Origin of the sequence: Paraburkholderia sejongensis (assembly GCF_020880815.1) — a bacterium.
In the GTDB taxonomy this organism is placed as follows: domain Bacteria; phylum Pseudomonadota; class Gammaproteobacteria; order Burkholderiales; family Burkholderiaceae; genus Paraburkholderia; species Paraburkholderia sejongensis.
On record NZ_JAJITD010000016.1, the window covers coordinates 148,403 to 170,751 of the forward strand.

At 61.7% G+C, this 22,349-nt stretch carries 17 protein-coding genes and 1 pseudogene; 6 read left to right on the forward strand and 12 right to left on the reverse strand.

Annotation, left to right across the window (positions count from 1 at the left end; all coding sequences use genetic code 11):
• Positions 1-495: 495 nt before the first annotated feature.
• Both LJ656_RS26885 and LJ656_RS26890 read right to left on the reverse strand, forming a co-directional pair.
• Positions 496-2,118, reverse strand: a complete 1,623-nt coding sequence (locus LJ656_RS26885) for a hypothetical protein (protein WP_230512562.1) — start codon at positions 2,116-2,118, stop codon at positions 496-498.
• The gene (locus LJ656_RS26890) at positions 2,115-3,050 is read right to left on the reverse strand and encodes a glycosyltransferase family 2 protein (RefSeq protein ID WP_230512563.1); all 936 of its coding nucleotides are present in this window, start codon (positions 3,048-3,050) and stop codon (positions 2,115-2,117) included. The genes LJ656_RS26885 and LJ656_RS26890 overlap by 4 nt, the downstream gene beginning before the upstream one ends.
• Positions 3,051-3,364: 314 nt before the next feature.
• On the opposite strand from LJ656_RS26890, the gene LJ656_RS26895 reads away from it, so the two are divergent.
• Together LJ656_RS26895 and LJ656_RS26900 are read left to right on the forward strand one after the other, a co-directional pair.
• Entirely contained in the window at positions 3,365-4,060 is a 696-nt protein-coding gene (locus LJ656_RS26895) for a class I SAM-dependent methyltransferase (protein WP_230512564.1), read from the forward strand.
• 13 nt (positions 4,061-4,073) lie between these two features.
• Positions 4,074-4,481 carry a GtrA family protein gene (locus tag LJ656_RS26900; protein WP_230512565.1) on the forward strand — a complete coding sequence of 136 codons (408 nt, stop codon included), beginning with the start codon at positions 4,074-4,076 and terminating at the stop codon, positions 4,479-4,481.
• A gap of 117 nt (positions 4,482-4,598) precedes the next feature.
• Here the strand turns inward: LJ656_RS26900 and LJ656_RS26905 are convergent, their stop codons facing one another.
• Positions 4,599-5,681, reverse strand: a complete 1,083-nt coding sequence (locus LJ656_RS26905) for a tartrate dehydrogenase (protein ID WP_230512566.1) — start codon at positions 5,679-5,681, stop codon at positions 4,599-4,601.
• Between the two features lie 421 nt (positions 5,682-6,102).
• On the opposite strand from LJ656_RS26905, the gene LJ656_RS26910 reads away from it, so the two are divergent.
• A complete protein-coding gene (locus LJ656_RS26910; protein ID WP_230512567.1) occupies positions 6,103-7,914 on the forward strand; it encodes a peroxidase family protein in 1,812 nt (603 codons plus the stop codon).
• A gap of 116 nt (positions 7,915-8,030) precedes the next feature.
• Here the strand turns inward: LJ656_RS26910 and LJ656_RS26915 are convergent, their stop codons facing one another.
• The 8 genes from LJ656_RS26915 to LJ656_RS26950 form a co-directional block, all read right to left on the reverse strand.
• On the reverse strand, positions 8,031-11,180 hold the full coding sequence (locus LJ656_RS26915; RefSeq protein ID WP_230512568.1) for an error-prone DNA polymerase: 3,150 nt from the start codon (positions 11,178-11,180) through the stop codon (positions 8,031-8,033).
• A 6-nt stretch (positions 11,181-11,186) separates the two neighbouring features.
• Positions 11,187-12,656 (reverse strand): Y-family DNA polymerase, encoded by a 1,470-nt coding sequence (locus LJ656_RS26920; protein WP_230512569.1) that lies wholly within the window; start codon positions 12,654-12,656, stop codon positions 11,187-11,189.
• Complete coding sequence (imuA, locus tag LJ656_RS26925) at positions 12,586-13,278, reverse strand: translesion DNA synthesis-associated protein ImuA (RefSeq protein ID WP_230512570.1); 693 nt, start codon at positions 13,276-13,278, stop codon at positions 12,586-12,588. The genes LJ656_RS26920 and imuA overlap by 71 nt, the downstream gene beginning before the upstream one ends.
• A gap of 507 nt (positions 13,279-13,785) precedes the next feature.
• A complete protein-coding gene (locus LJ656_RS26930; RefSeq protein ID WP_230512571.1) occupies positions 13,786-14,589 on the reverse strand; it encodes a transglutaminase-like domain-containing protein in 804 nt (267 codons plus the stop codon).
• 185 nt (positions 14,590-14,774) lie between these two features.
• The gene (locus LJ656_RS26935) at positions 14,775-15,011 is read right to left on the reverse strand and encodes a hypothetical protein (protein ID WP_230512572.1); all 237 of its coding nucleotides are present in this window, start codon (positions 15,009-15,011) and stop codon (positions 14,775-14,777) included.
• Positions 15,012-15,332: 321 nt separating this feature from the next.
• The gene (locus LJ656_RS26940) at positions 15,333-15,539 is read right to left on the reverse strand and encodes a hypothetical protein (RefSeq protein ID WP_230512573.1); all 207 of its coding nucleotides are present in this window, start codon (positions 15,537-15,539) and stop codon (positions 15,333-15,335) included.
• Between the two features lie 153 nt (positions 15,540-15,692).
• Positions 15,693-16,106: a type II toxin-antitoxin system HicB family antitoxin gene (locus tag LJ656_RS26945; protein ID WP_230512574.1), complete on the reverse strand. Its 414-nt coding sequence runs from the start codon at positions 16,104-16,106 to the stop codon at positions 15,693-15,695.
• A 42-nt stretch (positions 16,107-16,148) separates the two neighbouring features.
• Positions 16,149-16,421, reverse strand: coding sequence for a hypothetical protein (locus tag LJ656_RS26950; RefSeq protein WP_230512575.1), 273 nt, complete (start codon positions 16,419-16,421; stop codon positions 16,149-16,151).
• A gap of 794 nt (positions 16,422-17,215) precedes the next feature.
• On the opposite strand from LJ656_RS26950, the gene gmtZ reads away from it, so the two are divergent.
• Positions 17,216-18,817: a gamma-mobile-trio integrase GmtZ gene (gene gmtZ, locus LJ656_RS26960; RefSeq protein ID WP_425606025.1), complete on the forward strand. Its 1,602-nt coding sequence runs from the start codon at positions 17,216-17,218 to the stop codon at positions 18,815-18,817.
• Complete coding sequence (gmtX, locus tag LJ656_RS26965) at positions 18,814-19,476, forward strand: gamma-mobile-trio protein GmtX (protein WP_230512577.1); 663 nt, start codon at positions 18,814-18,816, stop codon at positions 19,474-19,476. The genes gmtZ and gmtX overlap by 4 nt, the downstream gene beginning before the upstream one ends.
• Before the next feature lie 508 nt (positions 19,477-19,984).
• Here gmtX and prpR read toward each other — a convergent pair.
• Positions 19,985-21,952: a propionate catabolism operon regulatory protein PrpR gene (gene prpR, locus LJ656_RS26970; RefSeq protein ID WP_230512578.1), complete on the reverse strand. Its 1,968-nt coding sequence runs from the start codon at positions 21,950-21,952 to the stop codon at positions 19,985-19,987.
• Between the two features lie 236 nt (positions 21,953-22,188).
• Between prpR and LJ656_RS26975 the strand changes: the two are divergent.
• Positions 22,189-22,349, forward strand: a pseudogene (locus tag LJ656_RS26975) (2-methylcitrate synthase); the annotation flags it as partial.

Sequence of the window (22,349 nt, forward strand, 5' to 3'; positions counted from 1 at the left end):
GCCGCTGCTGCCAATAGTGCCGATAACGCCCAGCGTCGCGAACGCCAACGCGATCATTGCGCGCCTGCCCATTTGCCGTATTCCGTATCGACCGACCAATGCATTTCTCATCATTCACCTCGCAAAGTCGATGGTTGGAGAACCCCTGAAAATGCGTCGCGAACGACGCCAAGGTATTAAATGCTCAGGTGTGATCGACGGCAAGCTTAAATCGCATTAAATGCTATTTAAATTCAAATAAATTATCCAATTCGAATATATGAATTTTAATTGAAAATTCAGGCGTGCTGGCAGTTTGTCGTTAAGGAAAATGTAATCTGTCGGGTCGGCTCGCGTGGAAGATGACCGAGGTGGTAAGGGACGATCAGGCGGCGACACGGCGCGCGTTTTTGGGACGAGCTCCGTGCCAGTTTTAGGGGCGGTTTTATTAAAAAATCGAGGGGTCTGTATTTAACCGCCGCGCCGGTTATTTAAATCTGTTTATAGAGGGTGTGGTCACCGGCAATTGCGTCGCTCATACAGCGACCATTTTCCCTCGTGCACGACCAGCACGACCTCGCATTCATTGTTGGCAAAGAAATTCGCCGGCAACGGCTCCGCCTTGTGAATGAAGAAGTAGCGGTATTGACGGCCGTGATCGCGGGTCCATTCGAAACTGCCCGGATCGTGTTCGAGCGCGGGCGGCGAAATCGGCATCATGCCCGGTCTGAAGCGCACGATCTGCGGAACCCAGGTCGCGAAATTCAGATCGACGAAACCGTGCTGTTCCGCCTGATACCACACGGACTGGTGCGCGTAGGCGGCCGTGCTGCGGTACGCGGGGCTCGCACGATCGAAGATCAGACTCAGCGCGCGTTGCTCGGGCTGGGTCTGCGCGAGCAGAGTGTCGAGCGGCGCGATTTCGAGCGCGAAACGATGCAGACGGATCGTCTGGTCTACGAAAAAGATCCAGCATCCGGCGATGATCGCCGCCTGCACGCCGCGGCCGATGATCCTGCGCAAGTTCGACACGGGCGGCGCCGCACGCGGGCCGCTCGCGATTGATGGCGGCGCGCAGAACATCAGCGCATACGCGGGCAACAGAAACAGCGCGAAGCGGTGATACAGGTATCCGGTTTTCAGCGCGGTGCCCGGTGCGAAAAACCACACCAGCGCGACCGCGAACATCGGCACCACGACTGCGCGATCGGCATTGATCCGGTCGCGCCACAGCCACGGCGCGGCGAACATCAGCGCGACGAGCGGCAAATAGCCAGCCGCAGCCTTGTTCATCCCCCACACGTAGACGGGCAGCGACAGCAGACGCTGCCAATCGAAGCCCCAGCTGAAAACCGCGACGCCCGCCACTGCCTGGCCGAGCAGCGGATCGGTCGTGCGGCCCCACCATGCGTAGACGATGCACAGCACGGCAAGCGGCACGAACGGCGCGAGCGCGGGCACCGCGCGGGCGAGCGGCCGCTGTTTGACGAGTACGAAACCGACGCCGATCGCGGCCGCGAACAGAAACACGAGGCCGTGACAGAAGAACAGCGCGGTGCCCGCAATCACCATGCCGATGCCCTTCCTGAACGAGGTCGCGCTCGCATATGCGTGCGACAGCCAGATGAACAGGATGCCTAATGGCGCGGCGACGAGGAACGTATAGAAGCCCCACATGAACGAGAAGCCGAAGAAGCCCGGGATGAACAGCCAGTCGAGCCGCGGGTCGCCGCGCAGATAGCGGCGAAAGCCGATGCACGAGCCGACGAACGCGAAGTAGGCGAGCGTCAGCACGCACTTGAGCGCGGCGTCGACCGGCATCAGCCAGCTGAGCGGCAGCGCCAGACCGTAGCCGACCAGGTAGGGCGTCAGCAGATTGATCTGCACGAGGTTTTCCCAGCGCGACGTGTGCTCGAGCAGATCGCGCAGCAACGCGACCTGACCCGCGTGTTGCGGCAGATCGACCATCGGCGGACGCGGCGCGATCCAGAACAGCGCACCGCCATACAGCACGGTGACGATGAACAGCACGTTCGGTGCGAGCGCGGCAATGCGGCCGTAGCGCGCGAACCACGCGGGCCCGGACGGCGCGTCGGCGCCTGCGCGCGCCGACGCTGAAGGGTCGACGGACGAAGTCATAAGGTTTGCTCGATGATGAAACGCGGTCGCTGTTTGGTCTCGGCGTAGGTCTTCGAGATGTAGCCGCCGATCACACCGAGGAACAGCAGCTGAACACCGCCGAGGAAGTACATCGGAATAACCGTCGAGGCCCAGCCGGGCACTGTCAGGTCGGTGAAAAGACGCGCGAACGCGGCCCACGCGCCGAAACATAACGAGCCCAACGCCAGCAACGCGCCGATGCGGGTGCTCCATTGCAGCGGTACGGCGGAGAACGACGTGATGCCGTCGAACGCGAACGTGAGCATTTTGCCGAGCGGGTATTTGCTCTCGCCGGCAAAGCGCGCGGCCCGTTCGTATTCGACCGCCGTCATCCGGAAGCCGAGCAGCGGAATGATGCCGCGCAGAAACAGATTCACCTCCGGAAACTGCCGCAACGCTTCGACGGTCTTGCGGCTCATCAGCCGGAAATCCGCGTGGCCCGGCAGGATATCCACGCCGAACGCGCGCAGCAGCTTGTAGTAGTTGCGCGCGGTGAAACGCTTGAAGAAAGTATCCGTGTTGCGTTTGAAGCGCACGCCGCAGACGATTTCCGCGCCGAGCCGGTATTGTTCGAGCATGCGCGGAATCGCCTCGATATCGTCCTGAAGATCGGCGTCCAGGCTTATCAGCACATCGCCTGGCGCGGTCATCAGGCCGGCCAGCAGCGCATTCTGATGGCCGCGATTGCGCGACAGTTTGATGCCGCCATAGTGGGCATTGCTCGCGTGCAGCGCGGCGATGATCGACCAGGTTTTGTCGCGCGAACCGTCATCGATAAAGATGATCCGGCTTTCGTCGCTGACCTCGCCGGCGTCGATCAGGCGCTGCAATAGTGCGAGAAGCCGCGCGCTGGTTTCCGGCAGGACTTCTTCTTCGTTATAGCAGGGTACGACGAGATTCAACGTCGTCATAGGCGCATCCCATTCTGAAGCCGGCTGGACTTACGATCGGGTACTAACGTCTTTCGACATTAGTACGCATGGTCCACTTCATGCAAGAATAAGGCTTTGTTTGTCCGATAACCGCTAAATCAGCGAAGAAAACGCCGAATTGGAACCGCAACATCGCTTTATCCCCGCAATTCGATTCAGCGAATAGCGCGGATAATTCATCTTTTCGCGTCACTTGCGACGCGCGCGCCAGGCGGCGTCAATACTTGTTTCAGCGCGCTATTGAAGGTGCGATTGCGACATTGGACAATAGACGGCGAGGAAGGAGGAACAGCATGGATAAGGCCGAATTCGACAGCTTTGCCGACGAGTACCTGGCGCTGCATGCCCGCAATATCGCCGTGTCCGGCGAAGGCCCGGAATATTTTGCCGAGTACAAGATTCGCGACATCGCCGAGGAGATGGCACGGCGTCGCATAGTGCCCGCGCGCATGCTCGATTTCGGTTCGGGCGTGGGCGCGTCGATCCCGTGGGTCAAACATTATTTGCCCGTTGCGCAGCTCACCTGCGCGGATGTTTCCGATCGCTCACTGGACGTTGCGCGCAGCCGCTTTCCAGGCGCGGCGCGCTTCGTGCATTTCGACGGCCGCACGCTGCCTTTCGAGGCGGGCGAATTCAATCTCGCCTACGCGATGTGTGTGTTCCACCATATCGACCACGCGGAGCATGTCGATCTGCTGCGCGAATTGAAGCGTGTGGTGGGTCCGCAAGGCACCGTCGCCGTGTTCGAGCATAATCCGCTCAACCCGCTGACAGTCAGGGCCGTCAACACCTGCGAGTTCGATGTCAACGCCCGGCTGATCGCCGCACGCGACATGAAGCAGGCCTGTCTCGACGCGGGCTTTACCAATGTGCTGGTGCGTTTCCGGATCTTCTTTCCCCATATGCTCGCCAAACTTCGTCCGCTCGAAAAATATCTGACCGTTGTGCCGCTCGGCGCCCAATACTCCGTCTATGCGAGCGGCGCATGAAGGCGGCACGCCGATGAACGATCTGCGCACGTTAGGAGCCCGTACGGAATCACTTCAGCAGTTCATCAAATATCTGCTGGTGGGCGGGCTCAATACGCTGATCTCGGCCGCGATCATTTTCGCGGTACAGGCGGCGGGCGCCCGGCCGGTGGTTGCGAATCTGAGCGGCTATGCGATCGGCGTGGCCATCAGCTACGCGCTCAATAGCAAGTACACGTTCAGGACCGCGGTATCGCGCTACACCGCGATCCGTTTTCTGCTCGTGTTGCTGATTGCGTATCTGGCCAATCTCGCGACGATGCTGGCGGTGTTGCACGTCACTCACGCGCCGTATATCGCGCAACTGTGCGGTATTCCGGTCTATGTGATCGTGGGCTTTCTCGGCAACCGGTATTGGGCAATGCGCGAACGCGCGGGCTGAAGCGGAAGCGGGCGCGCCGCGATCGAAGCGCGGCGCCGGGTGGGGTGCCGGGTGGGGCATGGAAGCAAGGCGACCCGATACGCGCGGTCGCCTTTTTTCTGGAACGTACCCTTTGAATCAGCCGAGCTTCGCGGCAATCGCTTCGCCGACTTCACTCGTGCTCGCGCTGCCGCCGAGGTCGGCCGTATGCGGGCCGGCGACGAGCGTCGCCTCGATCGCCGCGAGAATCGCATCGTGCGCTTCGCGCTCCTTGCCGGACGAATGACCGAGGAAGTCGAGCATCATCGCCGCCGACCAGATCATCGCGATCGGATTGGCGATGTGCTTGCCGGCGATGTCGGGCGCCGAACCGTGTACCGGTTCGAACAGCGAAGGAAACTTGCGGTCCGGATTCAGATTGCCCGACGGCGCGAGGCCGATCGTGCCGGTGCAGGCGGGGCCGAGATCCGACAGGATGTCGCCGAACAGATTGGTCGCGACGACCACGTCGAAGCGGTCCGGATTCAGCACGAAGCGCGCGCACAGGATGTCGATGTGCTGCTTGTCCCACGTGACGTCCGGGTACTGCTCGGCGATACCGGCCGCGCACTTGTCCCACCACGGCATGCTGATCGCGATGCCGTTGCTCTTCGTCGCGACGGTGATTTTCTTGCGCGCGCGCCGCTGTGCCAGATCGAATGCGAACTTCAGCACGCGCTCGCTGCCGTGCCGCGTAAACACCGATTCCTGCAATACGAATTCGCGCTCGGTGCCCTCGAACATCACACCGCCCACGGACGAATACTCGCCTTCGGTGTTTTCGCGCACGATCCAGAAATCGATGTCGCCGGCCTTGCGTCCCGCGAGCGGCGACGGCACGCCGGCAAACAGTCGCGCGGGGCGCAGGTTCACGTACTGGTCGAATTCGCGGCGGAATTTCAGCAGCGAACCCCACAGCGACACGTGATCGGGCACGGTTTCGGGCCAGCCGACCGCGCCGAATAGTATCGCATCGGCCGACTGTAGTTGCGCCTTCCAGTCGTCGGGCATCATCTTGCCGTGCTTCGCGTAGTAGTCGCAGCTTGCCCATTCGATGTGCTGGTACTCGAGCTCGATACCGAAGCGTTGCGTCGCGACGTCCAGCACGCGCAGCGCTTCGGGCATCACTTCGACGCCGATGCCGTCGCCGGGAATGACGGCGATCCGGTATTTGTTCGACATAGGGGGTCTCCTTGAGGACGTTGTCGGGGGTGGGCGGCGATTATTTTAGGCTATGTGTGCTTGCGCACATTGAGCGTTTGCGTCGCGGTTTACTTGTGCCTGTTTATCGCCTTTCATCTTTCTTGTTAATCAGCTGCACGTTGAAACTCCGCGTAAAACAATAAATACATAAAAGCGTGTCGAGCGATTTCAAATTCAAAGCAGAAAAAGACGTCAATACCGTAGCGTGTTCGTGAAAAACGGCCACGTTGGCGGGCGCATCGACGCGCGCATTTTAAAAGTACCGAGGGCGTTCTCGTATTTATGCTAATTGGATGGATTCGACTTATCGCGCTGGCCTCGCGCGCCGCGGGCGAAGGAAGGCGCCAACTTTCGCTAGTCCGGAGGAAATATGGCTGGAAATCACGGTGGTGTGCGAGGCTTGACCTACGTCAGTCGCTCGAGTCTCGAAGAGGGAAGATTTGGCCGGATGTTCCGGTGGTTGCCGCGCGAGACGTATAAGAAGGAAGATCTGCTGCGGCTTGCCAAGATCATGATTCAGAAGGAAACCGTCGTGTTCGTAGGGGATGCGGATTTTCCAAAAGATGTCCGCTTGTCCGCGGACTACCAGCCGCCGACGGAAGGGCCAAATGTCGCTGTGCCGTTTCCCCGGCCGCAACCCGATACCGGAGAACTATTCGACACCGCGTTCGGCGAGTCCGAGCCCGACGATGAAAATCCCGTCATTCCGGCGGGTTATACCTACTTCGGCCAGTTCATCGACCACGATCTCACCTTCGATCCGAACAGTTCGCTGCAAAAGCTGAACGATCCCGAGGCGCTGGAAGATTTCCGCACGCCGCGCTTCGATCTCGATTCGCTATATGGACGCGGGCCGGACGATCAGCCGTATCTGTATCAGGACGCGCCGGATCGCGGCGGCGGCATCCGCTTCCGGCTTGGCCGCACGTCGAACAATCAGGACCGGCCCGGCGAACTTCAGCGCAACGTGGATGGCCGCGCGCTGATCGGCGATCCACGCAACGACGAGAACGCGATCATTTGCCAGTTGCAGGCAGTGTTCCTCAATTTCCACAACAAGGTAATCGACACGCTGGAAACTGCGCGGCCGCAATTCAAGCAGGATCATCACGCGTGTTTTCTCGAGGCACAGCGCATCGTGCGGTGGCACTATCAGTACATCGTGCTGAACGACTATCTGAAACGGGTGGTCGGCGAGAAGACCTGGCGGATCGTGTTTCAGGGCAGCGGCAACGCGCGGCCGCATCCTCATTTGAAGTTCTATCTGCCCAAGCACGGACGCTCTTACATGCCGGTCGAGTTCTCCGTCGCGGCATTCCGTTTCGGGCATTCGATGGTGCGTCCGAGCTATGCGCTCCGGCCCGGCGACAGCAACGTGGGCGGCGGCGGCAAGGGCAAGCCGTTTGCCAGAGAGAAGTTCAATCGCATTCCGCTGTTCTTCAGGTTGGATAAGAATGAAGGAGCAGAGACGAGCGCGGCAACGTCCACGGAGACGGACTCAGGTCCCGTTCGCGATCTGCACGGTTTCGGACCTTTGCCCGATGACTGGGAAATCGACTGGAATATGTTCTTCGCCGAAGCTGCGCTTCCGACGATGCACGCCAACGGTGGCGACGAACTGCAAGTGGTCGGCCAGGACACCGGGCACTTCACGCAGCCGGGATATCGTATCGACACCAAGCTCGTCGATCCTTTGGCGCTGCTGCCGCCGTCGGTTGCGAAAAGCGGCAACGCGCCGGATGGAATTCCCGTGCTCGCATACCGGAATCTGCTGCGCGGGAGTCAATTCGAGTTGCCATCGGGGCAAAGCGTGGCACGCGCGCTCGAAGCGGACGTCATGACAGAGGAGAAGCTTTGGGGCGATGTCAAGGACGACGTTTTAGCGGACCCGAATAAAAACCCGTTCGCGTACCGCGCACCGCTTTGGTATTACATCCTCAAGGAGGCGGAGACGTCGAACACCAGGAATGATCCCGGCCCCCTGCGCGATTCACGAGGCGGCCATTGCCTTGGCGAAGTGGGCGGGCGGATCGTGGCCGAGGTCATCGTCGGCATCGCGTTGAATGACCACACCTCCTATCTGTATCAGGACGTCAACTGGACGCCCGCGAGCGAAGCGGCCCGCAGCGGCTTCGCGCCGAAGGAGCCCATTACCGACATGTATAGCCTGATCCACTGGACGACGGGTGGCACCATGACGTTCAAGGCTTGATAGCGTGGCCGGTAGCACGGCGCTTCCACCGTAACGCGGCCGCACCGACCCGGCGCACGCCGACGCACACGTCACGTCCGTTTGTCCGGTGGACGTCGACGTACCTGTTGCGCATGTCAGTGGAAGTTCCGGCTCACAGTCGGCAGCTTGCCCAGCAGATGCGTCATGTCGACCAGCCGCTGCGCCACCAGATGGCGCACGTTTCCTTCGCACTGCCACGTTCCATAAACGGCCAGCAGCGCCGCGCCGAGCGCTTCCTTGCGCTGCTTTTCGAGCAGGCTCGGCCAGACGATCACATTGACGTTGCCGGTCTCGTCTTCGATCGTCACGAACATCACGCCCTTCGCGGTGCCCGGACGCTGACGCACGGTGACGAGTCCACACGCGCGCGCGAGTCTGCCGTCGCGATACCCGTGCAAGGTCGAGGCCGGCATCAGCCGGTTTTTCTGCAACTGCGGACGCAGCAACGCAAGCGGATGGCGGCCGAGCGTCAGACCGAATGAGCGGTAGTCCGAGACGATGTCCTGCGCTTCGCTCGGCGCGCCGAGTTCGGGCGTGTCGTCCTGCACCGCCGCGCCGGCCAGCATGTCTTTCTCCGGGACCGCGGCGACCGACTGCCATAGCGCCGTGCGCCGGTTGCCGGCCAGCGACGCAAGCGCGTTCGCGTCGGCGAGCGTCTGCAGATCGCGGCGATCGAGTTGCGCGCGTCGCGCCAGATCGTTGACGTTCGCAAACGGCCGCACCGCGCGCGCGTTTTCGATGCGTTCCGCGGCGCCGTCCTTCATTCCGCGCAGCAACGAAAGACCCAGCCGAACCGCGGGGCGCCCGGCATCCGCGATGCTTTCAAGCGACGAGTCCCAGCCGCTCACGGTCGCGTCGATCGCCAGCACCCGCACGCCGTGGCGCTGCGCGTCCTGCACGAGTTGCGACGGCGAATAGAAACCCATCGGCTGACTGTTGAGCATCGCCGCGAGAAACGCTTCGGGCTCGTGGCATTTGAGCCAACTGCTCGCATAGACGAGCAGCGCGAAACTCGCCGCGTGGCTCTCCGGAAAGCCGTATTCGCCGAAGCCTTTGATCTGCTCGAAAATTGCTTCCGCGAAGGAGCGCTCGTAGCCGCGTTTTTCCATTCCGAGCACGATGCGGTCGTAGTATTTTTCGAGGCCGCCTTTGCGTTTCCACGCGGCCATTGCGCGCCGCAGCTGATCGGCCTCGCCGGGGGTAAAGCCGGCCGCGATCATCGCGATCTGCATCACCTGCTCCTGAAAGATCGGCACGCCAAGGGTGCGGCCGAGCGCGGGTTCGAGATCTGGATTCGGAAAGGTGACTGGCTCTAAACGTTGCCGGCGTTGCAGATACGGATGCACGGCGCCGCCCTGAATCGGCCCCGGCCGCACGATCGCCACTTCGATCACCAGGTCGTAGAACTCGCGCGGCTTCATCCGCGGCAGCATGCTCATCTGCGCGCGCGATTCGATCTGGAACACGCCGATGGTATCGGCCGCCGAAATCATCTCGTACGTGGCCTCGTCTTCGGGCGGAATGTCCTGCATTTCGAAGCGCTCGCCGCGTCGTTCGGAAACGAGATCGAGCGTGCGGCGGATCGCCGACAGCATGCCGAGCGCGAGCACGTCGATCTTGAGTAAACCTAATGATTCGAGGTCGTCCTTGTCCCATTCGATCACCGAGCGATCCGCCATCGCCGCATTTTCGATGGGAACGAGCCGCGAGAGCTTGCCGCGGCTGATCACGAAACCGCCCGAATGCTGCGACAGATGACGCGGAAAATTCAGCAGTTGCGACGCGAGTTTCGCCCATGCCTGGATCAACGGCTTGTCCGGATCGAGGCCCGAATCCGCGAAGCGCTTCAGCAGGTCATGACCGTTATCGAACCATTGATGCGACTTCGCGACCGCATCGACGATCTGCGGATCGACCCCGAGCGCCTTGCCGGTTTCGCGCAGCGCACCGCGCGGCCGATAGGTGGAGACCGCCGCGGCGATCGCCGCCCGGTCGCGGCCATATTTGCGGTAGATGTACTGGATCACTTCCTCGCGCCGCTGGTGCTCGAAGTCGACGTCGATATCCGGCGGCTCGCCGCGTTCCTTGCTGATGAAGCGCTCGAACAGCATTTTGCTGCGCACCGGATCCACTTCGGTAATGCCCAGGCAATAGCAGACCGCCGAGTTCGCGGCCGAACCGCGCCCCTGACACAGGATGTGCTGGCTGCGCGCGTAACGGACGATGTCATAGACGGTCAGGAAGTACGCCTCGTATTTCAGGTCGGCGATCAGTGCGAGTTCGTACTCGATCTGCGTCTGCGCGTCGGCTGGAATGCCGGCCGGAAAGCGCCGCTTTGCGCCGAAATACGTTTCCTGGCGCAGATACGCGGCCGGCGTAAAACCGGCCGGCACCAGCTCGTCCGGGTATTCGTAGCGCAGTTCGTCGAGCGAGAACGTGCAGCGCTGCGCGATATCGACGCTCGCGGCGAGCGCATCGTCCGGATAGAGATTGGCCAGACGCAGCCGCGAACGCAGATGCTGTTCCGCATTGGGCGCGAGATCGTAGCCGCATTCGTGAACCGGCTTGCCGACCCGGATCGCGGTCATCGTGTCCTGCAGCGGTTTGCGCGAGCGCACGTGCATCAGCACTTCGCCGAGCGCGACGACCGGCACCTCGCGATTGCGGGCCACGAATTCGACCGCGCCGCGATGAATGTCGTCCATCGCGCGCTGATGCAGCACGAGGCCGACCCACGCGCGGCCGGGGAAGGTGTCGTCGAGCCATTCGATCTGCGCGTCGAGCGCGCTTTCGTTGGCCGGAAAATCCGGCACCAGAATCGCGAGACAGTCAGGCATCCCGAGTAAATGACGGTACCCGGCTTCCGGGCGCGACAGATCCTGCGGCGTCAGCCGGTATTCGCCCTTCGGCGCGCGGGTGCGCGCGAGCGTGATCAGTTCGGCCAGATTGCCGTAGCCTTCGCGGTTTCTGGCCAGCAGGATCAGCCCGAATGCGGGCGAACCATCGGCCTGCACGAGCTTGAAATAGGAACCGACGATAAACGGCAACTGTGCCTCTTTTGCGGCGACGTGCGCGCGCACCACGCCGGCCAGCGAACATTCGTCGGTAACCGCGAGCGCGGTGTAGCCCAGTTGCGCCGCGCGCTCAGCCAGTTCCTCCGCGTGCGACGCGCCGCGTAGAAACGTGAAGTTCGAAAAGCAGAACAGCTCGGCATATGCCGGCAGCGTCGTGAAGGTCGTATCCATCGCCGCTCATCCGAACAGGCCGTGCAGAAACCAGCGTTGTTCTTCTTCGGCGTCGCGGCTGCTGACACGCTCGCGGTAAATCCAGTAGCAGCTTTGATCGTCCGCCTGCGCGACGAAGTAGTCGCGCGTGACCAGTTCGCCGTCGAACCAGCCGCTTTCGATCCGCTCGCCCGGCGACACCATCCGCAACGGCGAACCATAGAACGGCCGATGCTGGCGCATCAGCAAGCGAACCGGCGTATCGAGCATCCACGTGGGGCGCGGCAGCCCTTGCGGCAGCGCATCGAGTTTCGCGCGATGCGTCACCGGCAGCCAGCGGTTCGCGATTTCCGGCCGATGGTCGGGCGCGGGCACCGGCCGCAAGACGTTCTCTTCGCCGAGCCGCGCGACCAGCAGTTCGAGCAGGCGCTCGTGATCTTCCGGCGAGCCGCCGGGTTCGGGAAACAGCGTGTCGGAGGCGGGCGCGGCCGGCTCGACCTGCGATGCGTCGAGCCGCAACGCGATGACCGGCGCGCTCAGTTCGATCCGGTGCAAGCGCTCCTTGAAGAGCCGCAGCAGATGTTCGTCGCGCCAGGTCGGCTCGCTCAAAGCGATATCGAGCGTGGTCGGTTCGATCGCATGACGGCCGCGCTCATGTTCGAGCAGCAGGCGCACGCCGCTAATCGCGAGTTGCCGCGCGCACAGCCAGCCGCACAACTGAACGATCAGCCGTTGCACGCCGAAGACCGCGCCGTCCGCCTGTTCGAGACGGTCGGGCAGTTCGATGCGCGCGGTAAACGTGGGCGGCAGTTCGAGCCAGTCGAACAGCTCGGGGGCGGTGCCGAACGCGCGATCGAGCGAGTCCAGCAGATGTTCGCCGCAGCGCCGCTGCAAACCCGCGCGCGGCAGGCGGCGCAGATCGGCAATGCTGGCGCAGCCCAGCCCCGTGAACCAGTCGAGAAACGGCCGCACTTCGGGCACCGCGAGCATCGGCAACGTAGCGAGTCGCCGTTCGAGCGACGCGAGTTTCAGCACCCGGGTATTGCCATACTTCGCGAGCAGCCACGCGCCCTGGCCGGTCGGCGCCGCGCTCAGGCGCGCGGTGAAGCCGAGCGCGTCGAGAATGAGCTGCGCTTCGCGGCACAGCGCGCGCAGCCCGCCGAACAGACGCAGACTCGCGCCGATCTCGATCACGACCGTCGCTTCGTCGAGCAACGCGACCTCCGGCGAGAAGCGCATCAACGCGATGCCGACGTCGCGATACGCGGCCTCTTCGCGGCTGCTGTCGCGTTCGTACATCTCGGTTTCGGGCGACAGCGTCAGCACGCCGCCGCGCTTCAGACCGGGACGCACGCCGGCCGCGCGGGCGGCGGCGTCGGTAATCACGACCGTGTCTTTCTCCAGCACGACACTGCCGCTGACGGGCTCAGGCGACCACCTCGGTCTGAAGACCTCGAGCGGTAACTTTGGCAGGTGGACGGCGAGAAACACGCGCATGGCGGGAAAGCAGAATCGGTGTGGGTTGAAGGGGAATCGACAGGGGCTCTGCGCGTGAGGGCCCTCGTCGCTTCACGATATCGACGGTCAGACCGTCGGCCGATGGTTTGAGCGCCAGGCGCAGCAGCGCCGGCGATGCGTCCTGCGCGGTCGCGAGCGGCCGCACCATCACGAATAGCGTCTCCGACGCCTGGGCGGCCAGATGCAGCCGCCGCAGCGACGCGCTTTGCACGTACTGCGCCCAGAACAGCAGCGCGCCGCAACTGCCGGCGCGCAGGATCTGTTCCGCGGACCACAGCGCGTCGGCCGTTTTCTGCGCGTTCACCCGCAGCAACTGCGCGACCGGCACGCCGATGTAATTCAACCCGAGCCCGTCGGGCGTGTGAGGCGGCTGCACCAGCGCGATCGGCCGCTGGCCCAGCGCGCTGAGCGCCGGCTGCAACAGCCGCAGTTCGCCGACGCCGGCCTGCTGCACCAGCAGATCGACCAGCGCGCCGAGCGGCCAGCCGCCGCCGGGCAGTTCGGCCGACAGCGCCGGATAGCCGGTGTCGACGCTGCGGCCGCGGCCGCGCGCGAGCTGGGAAGCCCGCCACAGCGTTATTCCCCCCGACTCCGAATACATAGTTTTGTCGAGGGCACCATCAATGGAGCGCGCCCGTTCTTCGGGGGTGCGTAACTGCTGTCCGGCTGTGGCAGTCCGAGTCACGATCAGGCTCCAATAATACTGTATAAATATACAGGTATTTTAGCCCAAGATCCCAACTTTTAGATAGGCGACGCCGGGCTGCCAGGAAACCGCATTTGTTGGACTAGCACGCGGTTAGCCAGACGCAAAAGTACGGAATTGACGGGACTGCCCGGATAAGCGGATATTCAACAGACCACCGGGGGCGCAGTTACGTCCCAGCAACTTGCCGACGCCGCTTCGCTGAAGGAGGGTGAGAGGCGCTTGACGACCCGTTGCTGACGCTCGCCGGACAGGCTTGAATGTCTCAGCGGGAACTGCAACCGGTCGCTCGAACGACCGGATGCCCGTATAAGCGGGCCAAAGCGGGCCAACGGCATTGTTACGCTACCGCCTGCTATCTGTGAATTCGCGTCGGCTCAGCGTGGGCGGACCGTAGCGCGGTCATTCCTGGTCGCAGTGCACCTCGAAGTGCGTCAGTATCGCGGGACCGAACGCATTACTGATTGCGACGTCGGCGGCATCACGGCCGTACGCCATCAATACGCGCCCAATACGCGGCGCGTTGTTTCGCGGATCGAACGTCTGCCAGGCACCACCCACATAGGCTTCGAACCAACCCGCGAAATCCATCGGTGCGGCCACGGGCGGCAAACCCACATCGCTGATATAGCCGGTACAGTAGCGCGCCGGGATGTTCATTGCCCGGCACAGAGCGACGCCGAGATGCGCGAAATCGCGGCAAACGCCTTTGCGTTCCCGATAGACATCCCACGCGGTTTTCGTCGGCCGCGCATGTTCGTAATCGAATTCAATGTGTCGGTGCACGAAGTCGCAGATCGCCAACACAGTGTCGCGTCCCGGCTGACACCGGCCGAAAATCTGCCACGCGGTTTCGACCAGCAGATCGGTCTCACAATAGCGGCTACCGAGTAGGAAGACCAGTGAGTCATCGGGCAAGTCCTCCACCGGATGACCCCAACCGTCGCTGGAACGCGTTTCCATAGCATCGGACACGTTTAGCAACGCAGTCGTGCGCAATCCCACGTGTCCGACGGGTGCAACGATCCGGCTGCACAGGTTGCCGAAAAGATCCCGATACTGCCTGATAGGCACCGGTGGATCGGTAACGAGCAAATCCGGCACGACAATGTCCTTCGCATGCGAAAAATGAGTATTCAACATCAGCATCATTGGCGTGAGCTGCAAGCATTCGTACGACAATTCGTACCCGACGCGAAGCTTCATGAATCCTCCTTGATCTGAGTGACGAGAGGGCCAGTGAGCCTAGCGATTGAGGCGCATTGCCGAAACCCGCCGAAAGAGACGATCCCACGATGTAGGGCCTGAGCGCTCATTCAGAGTAATCTTTTGCTGTCGGTCTTGCCCGATATGACCAGTGGGCCAAGGGCGCGAGCAAACAAGGACCAAACTTAGTCGACCGGGCCAAGCAATATGTCGATTGCGGCCTGACCAGCGATCTCAGCTATCAGGTAGGCCCATCGTTCGGTAAAGGGGCCATTGCGCAGCGGTATTCGACCTCCGCGCGCACCCAGCACGCCGAGGTTTGTGCCGCCTTTTATCTGGAAAAAGACGTCAAAGGTGTCCTCCGCCGCCCGAACCAGATCAACGTGAATTTCAAAGCCGCGATATCCGATAGTTCTTTGCATGATGACCTCCGTTCCGGTCTTGGACACATGAGACCGCGTGGGTCTAGTCTAAGAAGCTATCAGTAGGGGACTCGCACCGCCCGGTACTTGTCACACGAGCCGTCGGTGGCTTAGCGCGCGACGGTCAGGTGGAGATTTGTATCGATCTGCCGGGAGCGCAGATGGTATCGGAGCGCGTTCTGTGGCCTAATCTGCGCCAGCGGGAGGCGTCAACGCCTGGCGCTCTGGCGCGACGACGATGGAGCGACTGCGAAAGAATCGATCCTTTGCGCGTTCTTCCGCCTGCACTGAAATATTCTTCATATCGGTGACCGGCGCCGCTCACGGTCGCCTGAAGCTGCTTGCAGCATCCAGCCATTTCCTCGCGTACCGGATCCATTGCTTTCGCACTCTGTAATGACTGCGTTCGGCGGCCCGACTTTCCCTCGCTGAGGCGACCGGCATGCCATCGTCCACCGCATTCGCTGCCGCGTCTCGCTGCCTCCTGCTCTCTGCCAGTTCCTCGACATTGACCTGATCATCAATCATGATGCGCTCCTATATGCAGCCAAGTGGTTCACGAACAGAAGGTTTATGTCGTGCTCAAGGTCTGCGCCGCGACATATCTTAGTGCCGGTCCGGGTTGCCGACGCCTGTCGCGACGCAAGCGGCCTGCTCTCTCCGCGCGCAGGCAACTGGTGTTTAGGACGCTTGCGCCTCGTCCCGGCTCGCAAGTTCGTGTACGGCGGCGTGCGTAAAGAACGTGGAGCGTGTGGAGCGCCGCTGTTTTACTGCAGCGTCGACTCTTCGCAACAGACTCTCTGGCAGACTGAATTGAACGCTCACGGCTTTGGACGTGACACGCGTCAGATTGATCTCGATGAACATCCAGATTCCCAGCCCATCGTCCATTTCGAGCGATTGTAATTCCGACGTACTGCAGGTCGGAGCGGGTATGAGCTGCTCGCTGCGGTCATACATCAGTTCGACCACCTCCTGTGCGTTGCGCTTGAGTTCATCAAATGAATGGCCACGCGCAACTGCTCGGGGAAGATCTGGAAAGCTGGCGCGGAGGGCGGTATCGCCTTCCCGTTGCACATACAGCGGATATTGCATGACTTGCTCCACTCGACTGCCCGATGATTCAAATGCGGTATGTCACAGTTCGGTTGCCGGAACTTTGTCATCGACGATGTCTTTGCCGTACTTCATCGCGAGGTCGATGGCTTCGTCCATCGTGGTGGGACTTGACGCCCCGAACAACGTTGCATAGCGCCGAGCCTTGACTTTGCCGGGAGGAATGGTGTCGATTCGTACGAATGATGAGAACTGCCTTGGTCCTTTTGCGTACGGATCACGATGCGGGGGAAATACCTGGTGAGAGTAGGCACGTAGCTCGTGCCCCCGGTACTCGATCGTGGGAATGGTCATGATGGCGCGCTCCTTAAGCGATCCTGACCGTCATGAACCGATGCCTGTCCGGATGCAAAATGCGCGGTCAGGTACATCTGGATCCTTTCACCATGCGCTCTTTGCCATCGGAAAGCAAACTAAATCGTGACGTTGCGAAAGGCTAAGCTTGGCGTCGTGCCGGCGTGGCAAAGAAGCCCCGCTCAATGCACGTCTTTCCGTGCTTGCAGGCGAGCGCGCATCGCTATCGATTGCGCAAATTCGGGCACCGCGGTAGAGGCATCCGGGTGCCGAGCGGAACCGGACCGGTTCCTGCTTCATACCTCGCCCCCATCGTTCAGCCGCTGCGGAGCGCAACCGCGTGAAAGGCTGCGTGCCCGCGAAAACGACGCTGCCCCAGGTTGACTGTAGCCTGCGTCCAGATAATGTTCCATGAATGAGGCAGATCTTCGTCTGTCGGCGGCAGCGGCGTACTGCGCGGCTCAAACGCATCGTCGACGGATTCTCGAAGGCCGGTAACCGGCGGTCATTGGCCGTTCACGGACGCAAGTCGAACGTCCCAAGATGGCCGGCTGCCGAAGATCGCAGTTCGAGCGTGGTTGACCCGAGGCGACTGTGTCGCGAAGCGCGAGTCCCGACCCTCACCGGTCGGTCGTCACCAAGCGCTTGCGATGGCCGCTTGCGAAGTACAACTGCCCTTCAATCAGTCTGGTTGGCCATCGAGTCCACACATACCGCCAGCGGTTACACCGACACCACAACGCGTCCTGACTTCTCAGGATTTGTCGTCGGTATAGCTCTCTCGCGGAGGGTATCTGCTGCCGTGGACTCACGGCGGAGCGACTCACCAGAATGTTTTCTACTGGCTTGAGAAACTACGCAACTGGCAGGAGAAGTACAACCCCATCGCGCGCCGGACCTCGTGGGCAGAACTGGATCGCCGGCACATCATGGTGAAGACGGATTTTCAGCTTGCGCGCTATCCCGACGCGTGCTTTCTCTTCCGGCTGCCAGAGTATCCAACGGCATTGACGCGCCACTTTCCACTTCAGGACCAGGCGCTCAACGTATGCTGGTTTTATTTGCTGAAGGCATTTGAATCGCGACTGGCCAGGCGAGCCGAGACCCAGCACAACGGGGCACCGATTCGACTGCTACCGCCCGAATCCAAGAAGCGGACTTTATTTCCTCTTCACAGCTTGCGAGTCTCGTTGATAACTGCGTTGGCCCTGGACGGCCAGGTACCGTTCCCCGTGCTGCAGAAGCTTGTCGGTCACAGCCGTTTGATCATGACTTTGTATTACACCAAGCCAGGAGCGACCCATATTCGAGACGTGCTCCTCGATGCGAAGGCGCGCCTGGATGCGAATAAACACGCCAGCATTCAGAATTTTCTGCTCGATACCGAGCATGACGAGCTTGTGCAGAAAGCGATTTGCAATAACGTGGCCAGTATCTCGGGTGTCATTCCGGAACATCCCGCGTCCAGAAACGCAGTCGGCTGGATGCCGATGCACCACGGTCTTTGTATTGCAGGGGGAAATACCAGCGACTCGACGGAGAATCGTGCTATTGGTGGATGCCATAACGGAGGCCCGATGGTTCTGCCTGGGACGCCTACCGCCAACGCAAAGTATGCTCCTGTCCCAGGTGGGAGTCGCAACTGCGTTCGATGCCGCTGGTTTGTGACGGAACCTCACTATATTCCTGCGCTTACAGCTCACTTTAATTCGATCGCCTACCACTTTGACGAGGCACGCAACGCGTGCCTTGCGAATGAGCGCGTGCTTATCGACCTGAAGAAGCAGAAGGCCGACGCCGAAGAGGCGGGCCAGGTGTTTGTTCATCTCGATACCTTCCGGCAAGCAGAGCGCCTGTGGGAGGGATCGATGAAGCGATTCAACGACTTTGCGGAGGATCTCACCGCCTGCTGGCGACTTATTGAACGCTGCAAGGCGGCGCTTGAGCGGGCAGCCGAAGACTCGACGCAATTGGTGGCCGCGGGCACCGCGAGTGATGTGCATATCGCTTTTGAGGAAACCGAGTCCGAATTGCTACAACTCACTGGAGTCTGCGAGGACGTCGAGTTATATCCGGATCTTGATGCGGGAAAGGCGATTTTCCGTCGCAGTCAGCTGCTCGACGCTGTGCTCTATCGCGACAACATGTCGCCTGTTTTCATGATGCTGAGCGAAGAAGAGCAGCTCCGTGTTGGCAACGCATTCATGCGCCGTCTGGCACGGCAGATGGATCCCATCAATCCGGTGCTGGGAACACGACAAGTCATCAACCTGATGGACGCCGGCAAGAGTCTGAGCGAACAATTTGGTGTTGATTTTTCCACGCTTCTCCCTGAAAGCCGGCCCATCGGCATGTTTGCGGGCAGGCCTCAATCGATCGACGAGGCGCAAGCATGATCAGCGCGGCACTCGATCACCCGAACACTGTTCTGGATACGCTGCTCGCCAAGGGTGGCCGCGCTCATAGGCTCGCCAGATTGACAGCGTTGCACGAGATTTGCCGCAAGCATCAGGAGTCTGGCTCGCGCGACTTCTCTCTCCCAACCATTGGCCGCCTGGTTGAGACCGAAGGAATTCTGAAGGGGCGCGTCCTCTACAACACGCAATCGGCGGATTACCGTGAGCTGATATCGGCGTGGGCCATGTATGCCGGGCCAGTGACGTCGCAATCAACGAAGCCGCTGGCAAGCCACGAATACCTCATGCGTATTCATGACCCTGCGATCCGCTCCATCATGCAGACGATCATCGGGGAGCGAGACAGACTCAGGGCAGAGGTCAACCTTCTGAAGGCCAGCACGCAAGTCGTCGTGGACCGGCGCCCAATCGGTGTGCGTGCACCGGGAGCCGCCATCGTGTCACCCACAACGACGAGTGGCCAAACCGCGCAGATCACGCCTTCAGAACGAGAAGCGCTGGAGAAGGCGGTCTCTGCCGACTACCTTGAGCGACACGGCTTACGCGAAGGTAGCCATGGTGAGATCGTGAACGAACGGGGTCGCACTGTTTTCGATGTTGGCTTCGCGCGTGCGATACGTAAGCTCCTCAAGACCTAAACCGTCGATCAACGAAACGATGCATTTCGATGTACGCATACATCGAAACGAAGGATCCCCAGAGACGCCAACACAGAAAGCTTCCCTGCTGTTCGCTCTCAAACTATGTACTCCACGGGTATAGGTCCATAAATACGGGTGAATGGCTTCCGGCAGGAGCGGGACGGCTGTCATGGGGGCAAAAATACCTGTATGGATATACAGTATGCTACACGGTTTTTATGAGATAGCGAACAGGCAGTTTTTGGGGCGCGGCTGCGGGGAGGCGGGTGTGGGGACGTTCGCGCGACTGTGATTCGATCGAGTCCGGCGCTCGCGAAGATTGGGAATCGCGTTATCCGGAAAGTGGTTGGGAACGCTTCAAGGCCGCGGTGCGACATGAGTGGGAGCGAATGACGGGCGGCTGACCGGCGGTTTGCGGAGGACTTACCCCCAGCCGGTTTAAAGAAGGCCGCGACGGCGCTGTGCCGCTCGCGGGCTGCCGACACGACCGTTGCGACAGCCGCCGCTAGCGCCCCGCATTTAACTTCCGCCACAAAGTCGTCTTGCTGATTCCAAGCGCCGCACAGACCGCATCGCGATCGCCGTCATGAGCGGCGAGCGCCGCGCGGATCTGATCGGCTTCGACATGCCGACTGCGTTCGCGCAGCGTCTGCGCGGCGGCCTTAGTGGTCCGAACAATCGGTTCGACGATTTCCGGCGCGACCGCGCGCAGCATTTCGCGAGTGACCACGCCGGCGTCGGCATCAGCATCAGCGTCGACCTCCGCCAGCTCCACCGCGATCCGCTCGATCACATTCTGTAATTCCCGCACATTCCCCGGCCACGCATAACGCCGCAACGACGGGCCGAGCGCACTCAACACACGCGCGGCGGCCTCCGCATCCGGCACCCGCGCCGCCAATCTTGGCTCGCGCACCGCTGCCTGGCGCAACAGCTCGGCCGCCAGCGGCAGCAGATCGTTCGGCCGCTCGCGCAACGCCGGCAGCGCGATGCCTAGAATATTGAGCCGGTAATACAGATCGGCCCGAAAACTCCCGGCCGCGACGCTATCGGTCAACGCGCGATGCGTGGCCGCCACCACGCGAATATCGACCCGCATCGGCTCGGTGGACCCGAGCCGCACGACCTCGCGCTCCTGCAACACACGCAGCAAGCGACTTTGCAACGACAACGGCATTTCGCCGATCTCATCGAGAAACAGCGTGCCGCGATGCGCGACTTCGATCAACCCGGCCTTGCCGCCCTTGCGCGCGCCGGTAAACGCGCCTTCCTCATAACCGAACAACTCGCTCTCGAGCAGCGCTTCGGGAAACGCGCCGCAGTTGATCGCGACGAACGCGAAATCGCGTCGCGTGCTCAGCTGATGCATGCTCTGCGCGACCATCTCCTTGCCGGTGCCGCTCTCGCCGAGAATGAGCACCGTCGCATCGGACTTCGCATAGCGCCGCACCAGCGCGCGCACGCGTTCGATCGAATCGGCGCTGCCGACGATATCGTCGATCCGGTAACGCGCGCTGAACTGCTGGACGCGCTGACGCGCGCGCAGCGTGCGATCGAGCCGTTCGACCGCGCGCGATTCCTGAAACGTCAGCACGGTGCCCGCGGTTGCGTTATTGCTCGCGAGCGGCCCGCGATGCACGACGTAGCTCGCGCCGCGCACCGTGCAGAAACTGTCGCCGTCGGTATCGGGCAGGCTGCCCGCGAGGTCCGGCGCGATCTCGAGCAGCGCGCGGCCGACCGCCTTCGCGGGATCGATGCCGAGCACGCTCGCCAGACGCCGATTCATCAGTTCGACGCGGCCCTGCGCATCGAGCGCGACCACGCCGTCGCGCAGATGCTGCAGCAACGTGTCCAGGCGCTGACGGCGCACGGTTTCGCGGCGCGTCGCCTGCGCGACTTCGAGCGCGGTATCGAAGCCCGCGCGCACCGACGCGCGCGAGTACAGAAACATCGCGCCCATGCCGGCGCTCGCGGCGAGGTCGGCGACGAGGCCGGGGCCGACGACGACATCGATGCCGCGATCGCGCAGATCGAGCACCAGGCTTTCCGCGTCCTGCGCGGAGTGGTACGACGCGAAGGTCACGTCGAGCGCATAGGCGGCGACGAAGCGGCGCACTTCGTCGGGCGCGTCGCCGTGCGTGACGAGCGCGACCCGCGCGCCTTCGCGGCGCGCCCGCGCGAGCGCGTGCATGACGTCGTAGCCGGTCGGGCTGATCCGCACGACCGGCACCGATACGCGCGTTTTCAGATACGCGCCGTTCGAGCCGCCGGCGAGCACGACGTCGGGACGCTCGGCGCCCGCGCTTTCGATTTCGCGGACCGCGTCCTCGAACGCATGCGAGACGATCCGGAAGTCCGCGCGCTCGACGTATTCGCCGGCGATATCGAAGAACAGTTCGCGCAGCCGGCTGATGCTCAGTGCCCAGATGCGCGGACGCTGCGGCGGTTCGTACAGAGGCAGGGGAGTGCTCAAGATGGTCGGCTCACGGCAGGGCTGGATCAGAATCGCATTATGCGCGCGCTGGTTTCGAATCTGAAATATGAAATTTCATTTATGAAATAAGCGATTGTGTCACAGCTCAAAACCGCACGGCGGAAGCGCGCCAAATCAGGCACTTAGCGCGCCGCGGGGCAGTTGGCCCGTTCCTTGCATTCAACGCTGCCCAACCAAAACTGTGACCCAGTCCAACCCATCTCTGGAGACAATCGATGAGCGAAGCAGACAACAGCACGCCGAACGCCGGCGCCTTCAAGCCGAAAAAATCCGTCGCGCTGTCCGGCGTGACCGCGGGCAACACCGCGCTGTGCACGGTCGGCAAGACCGGCAACGATCTGCATTACCGCGGCTACGACATCCTCGACATCGCCGG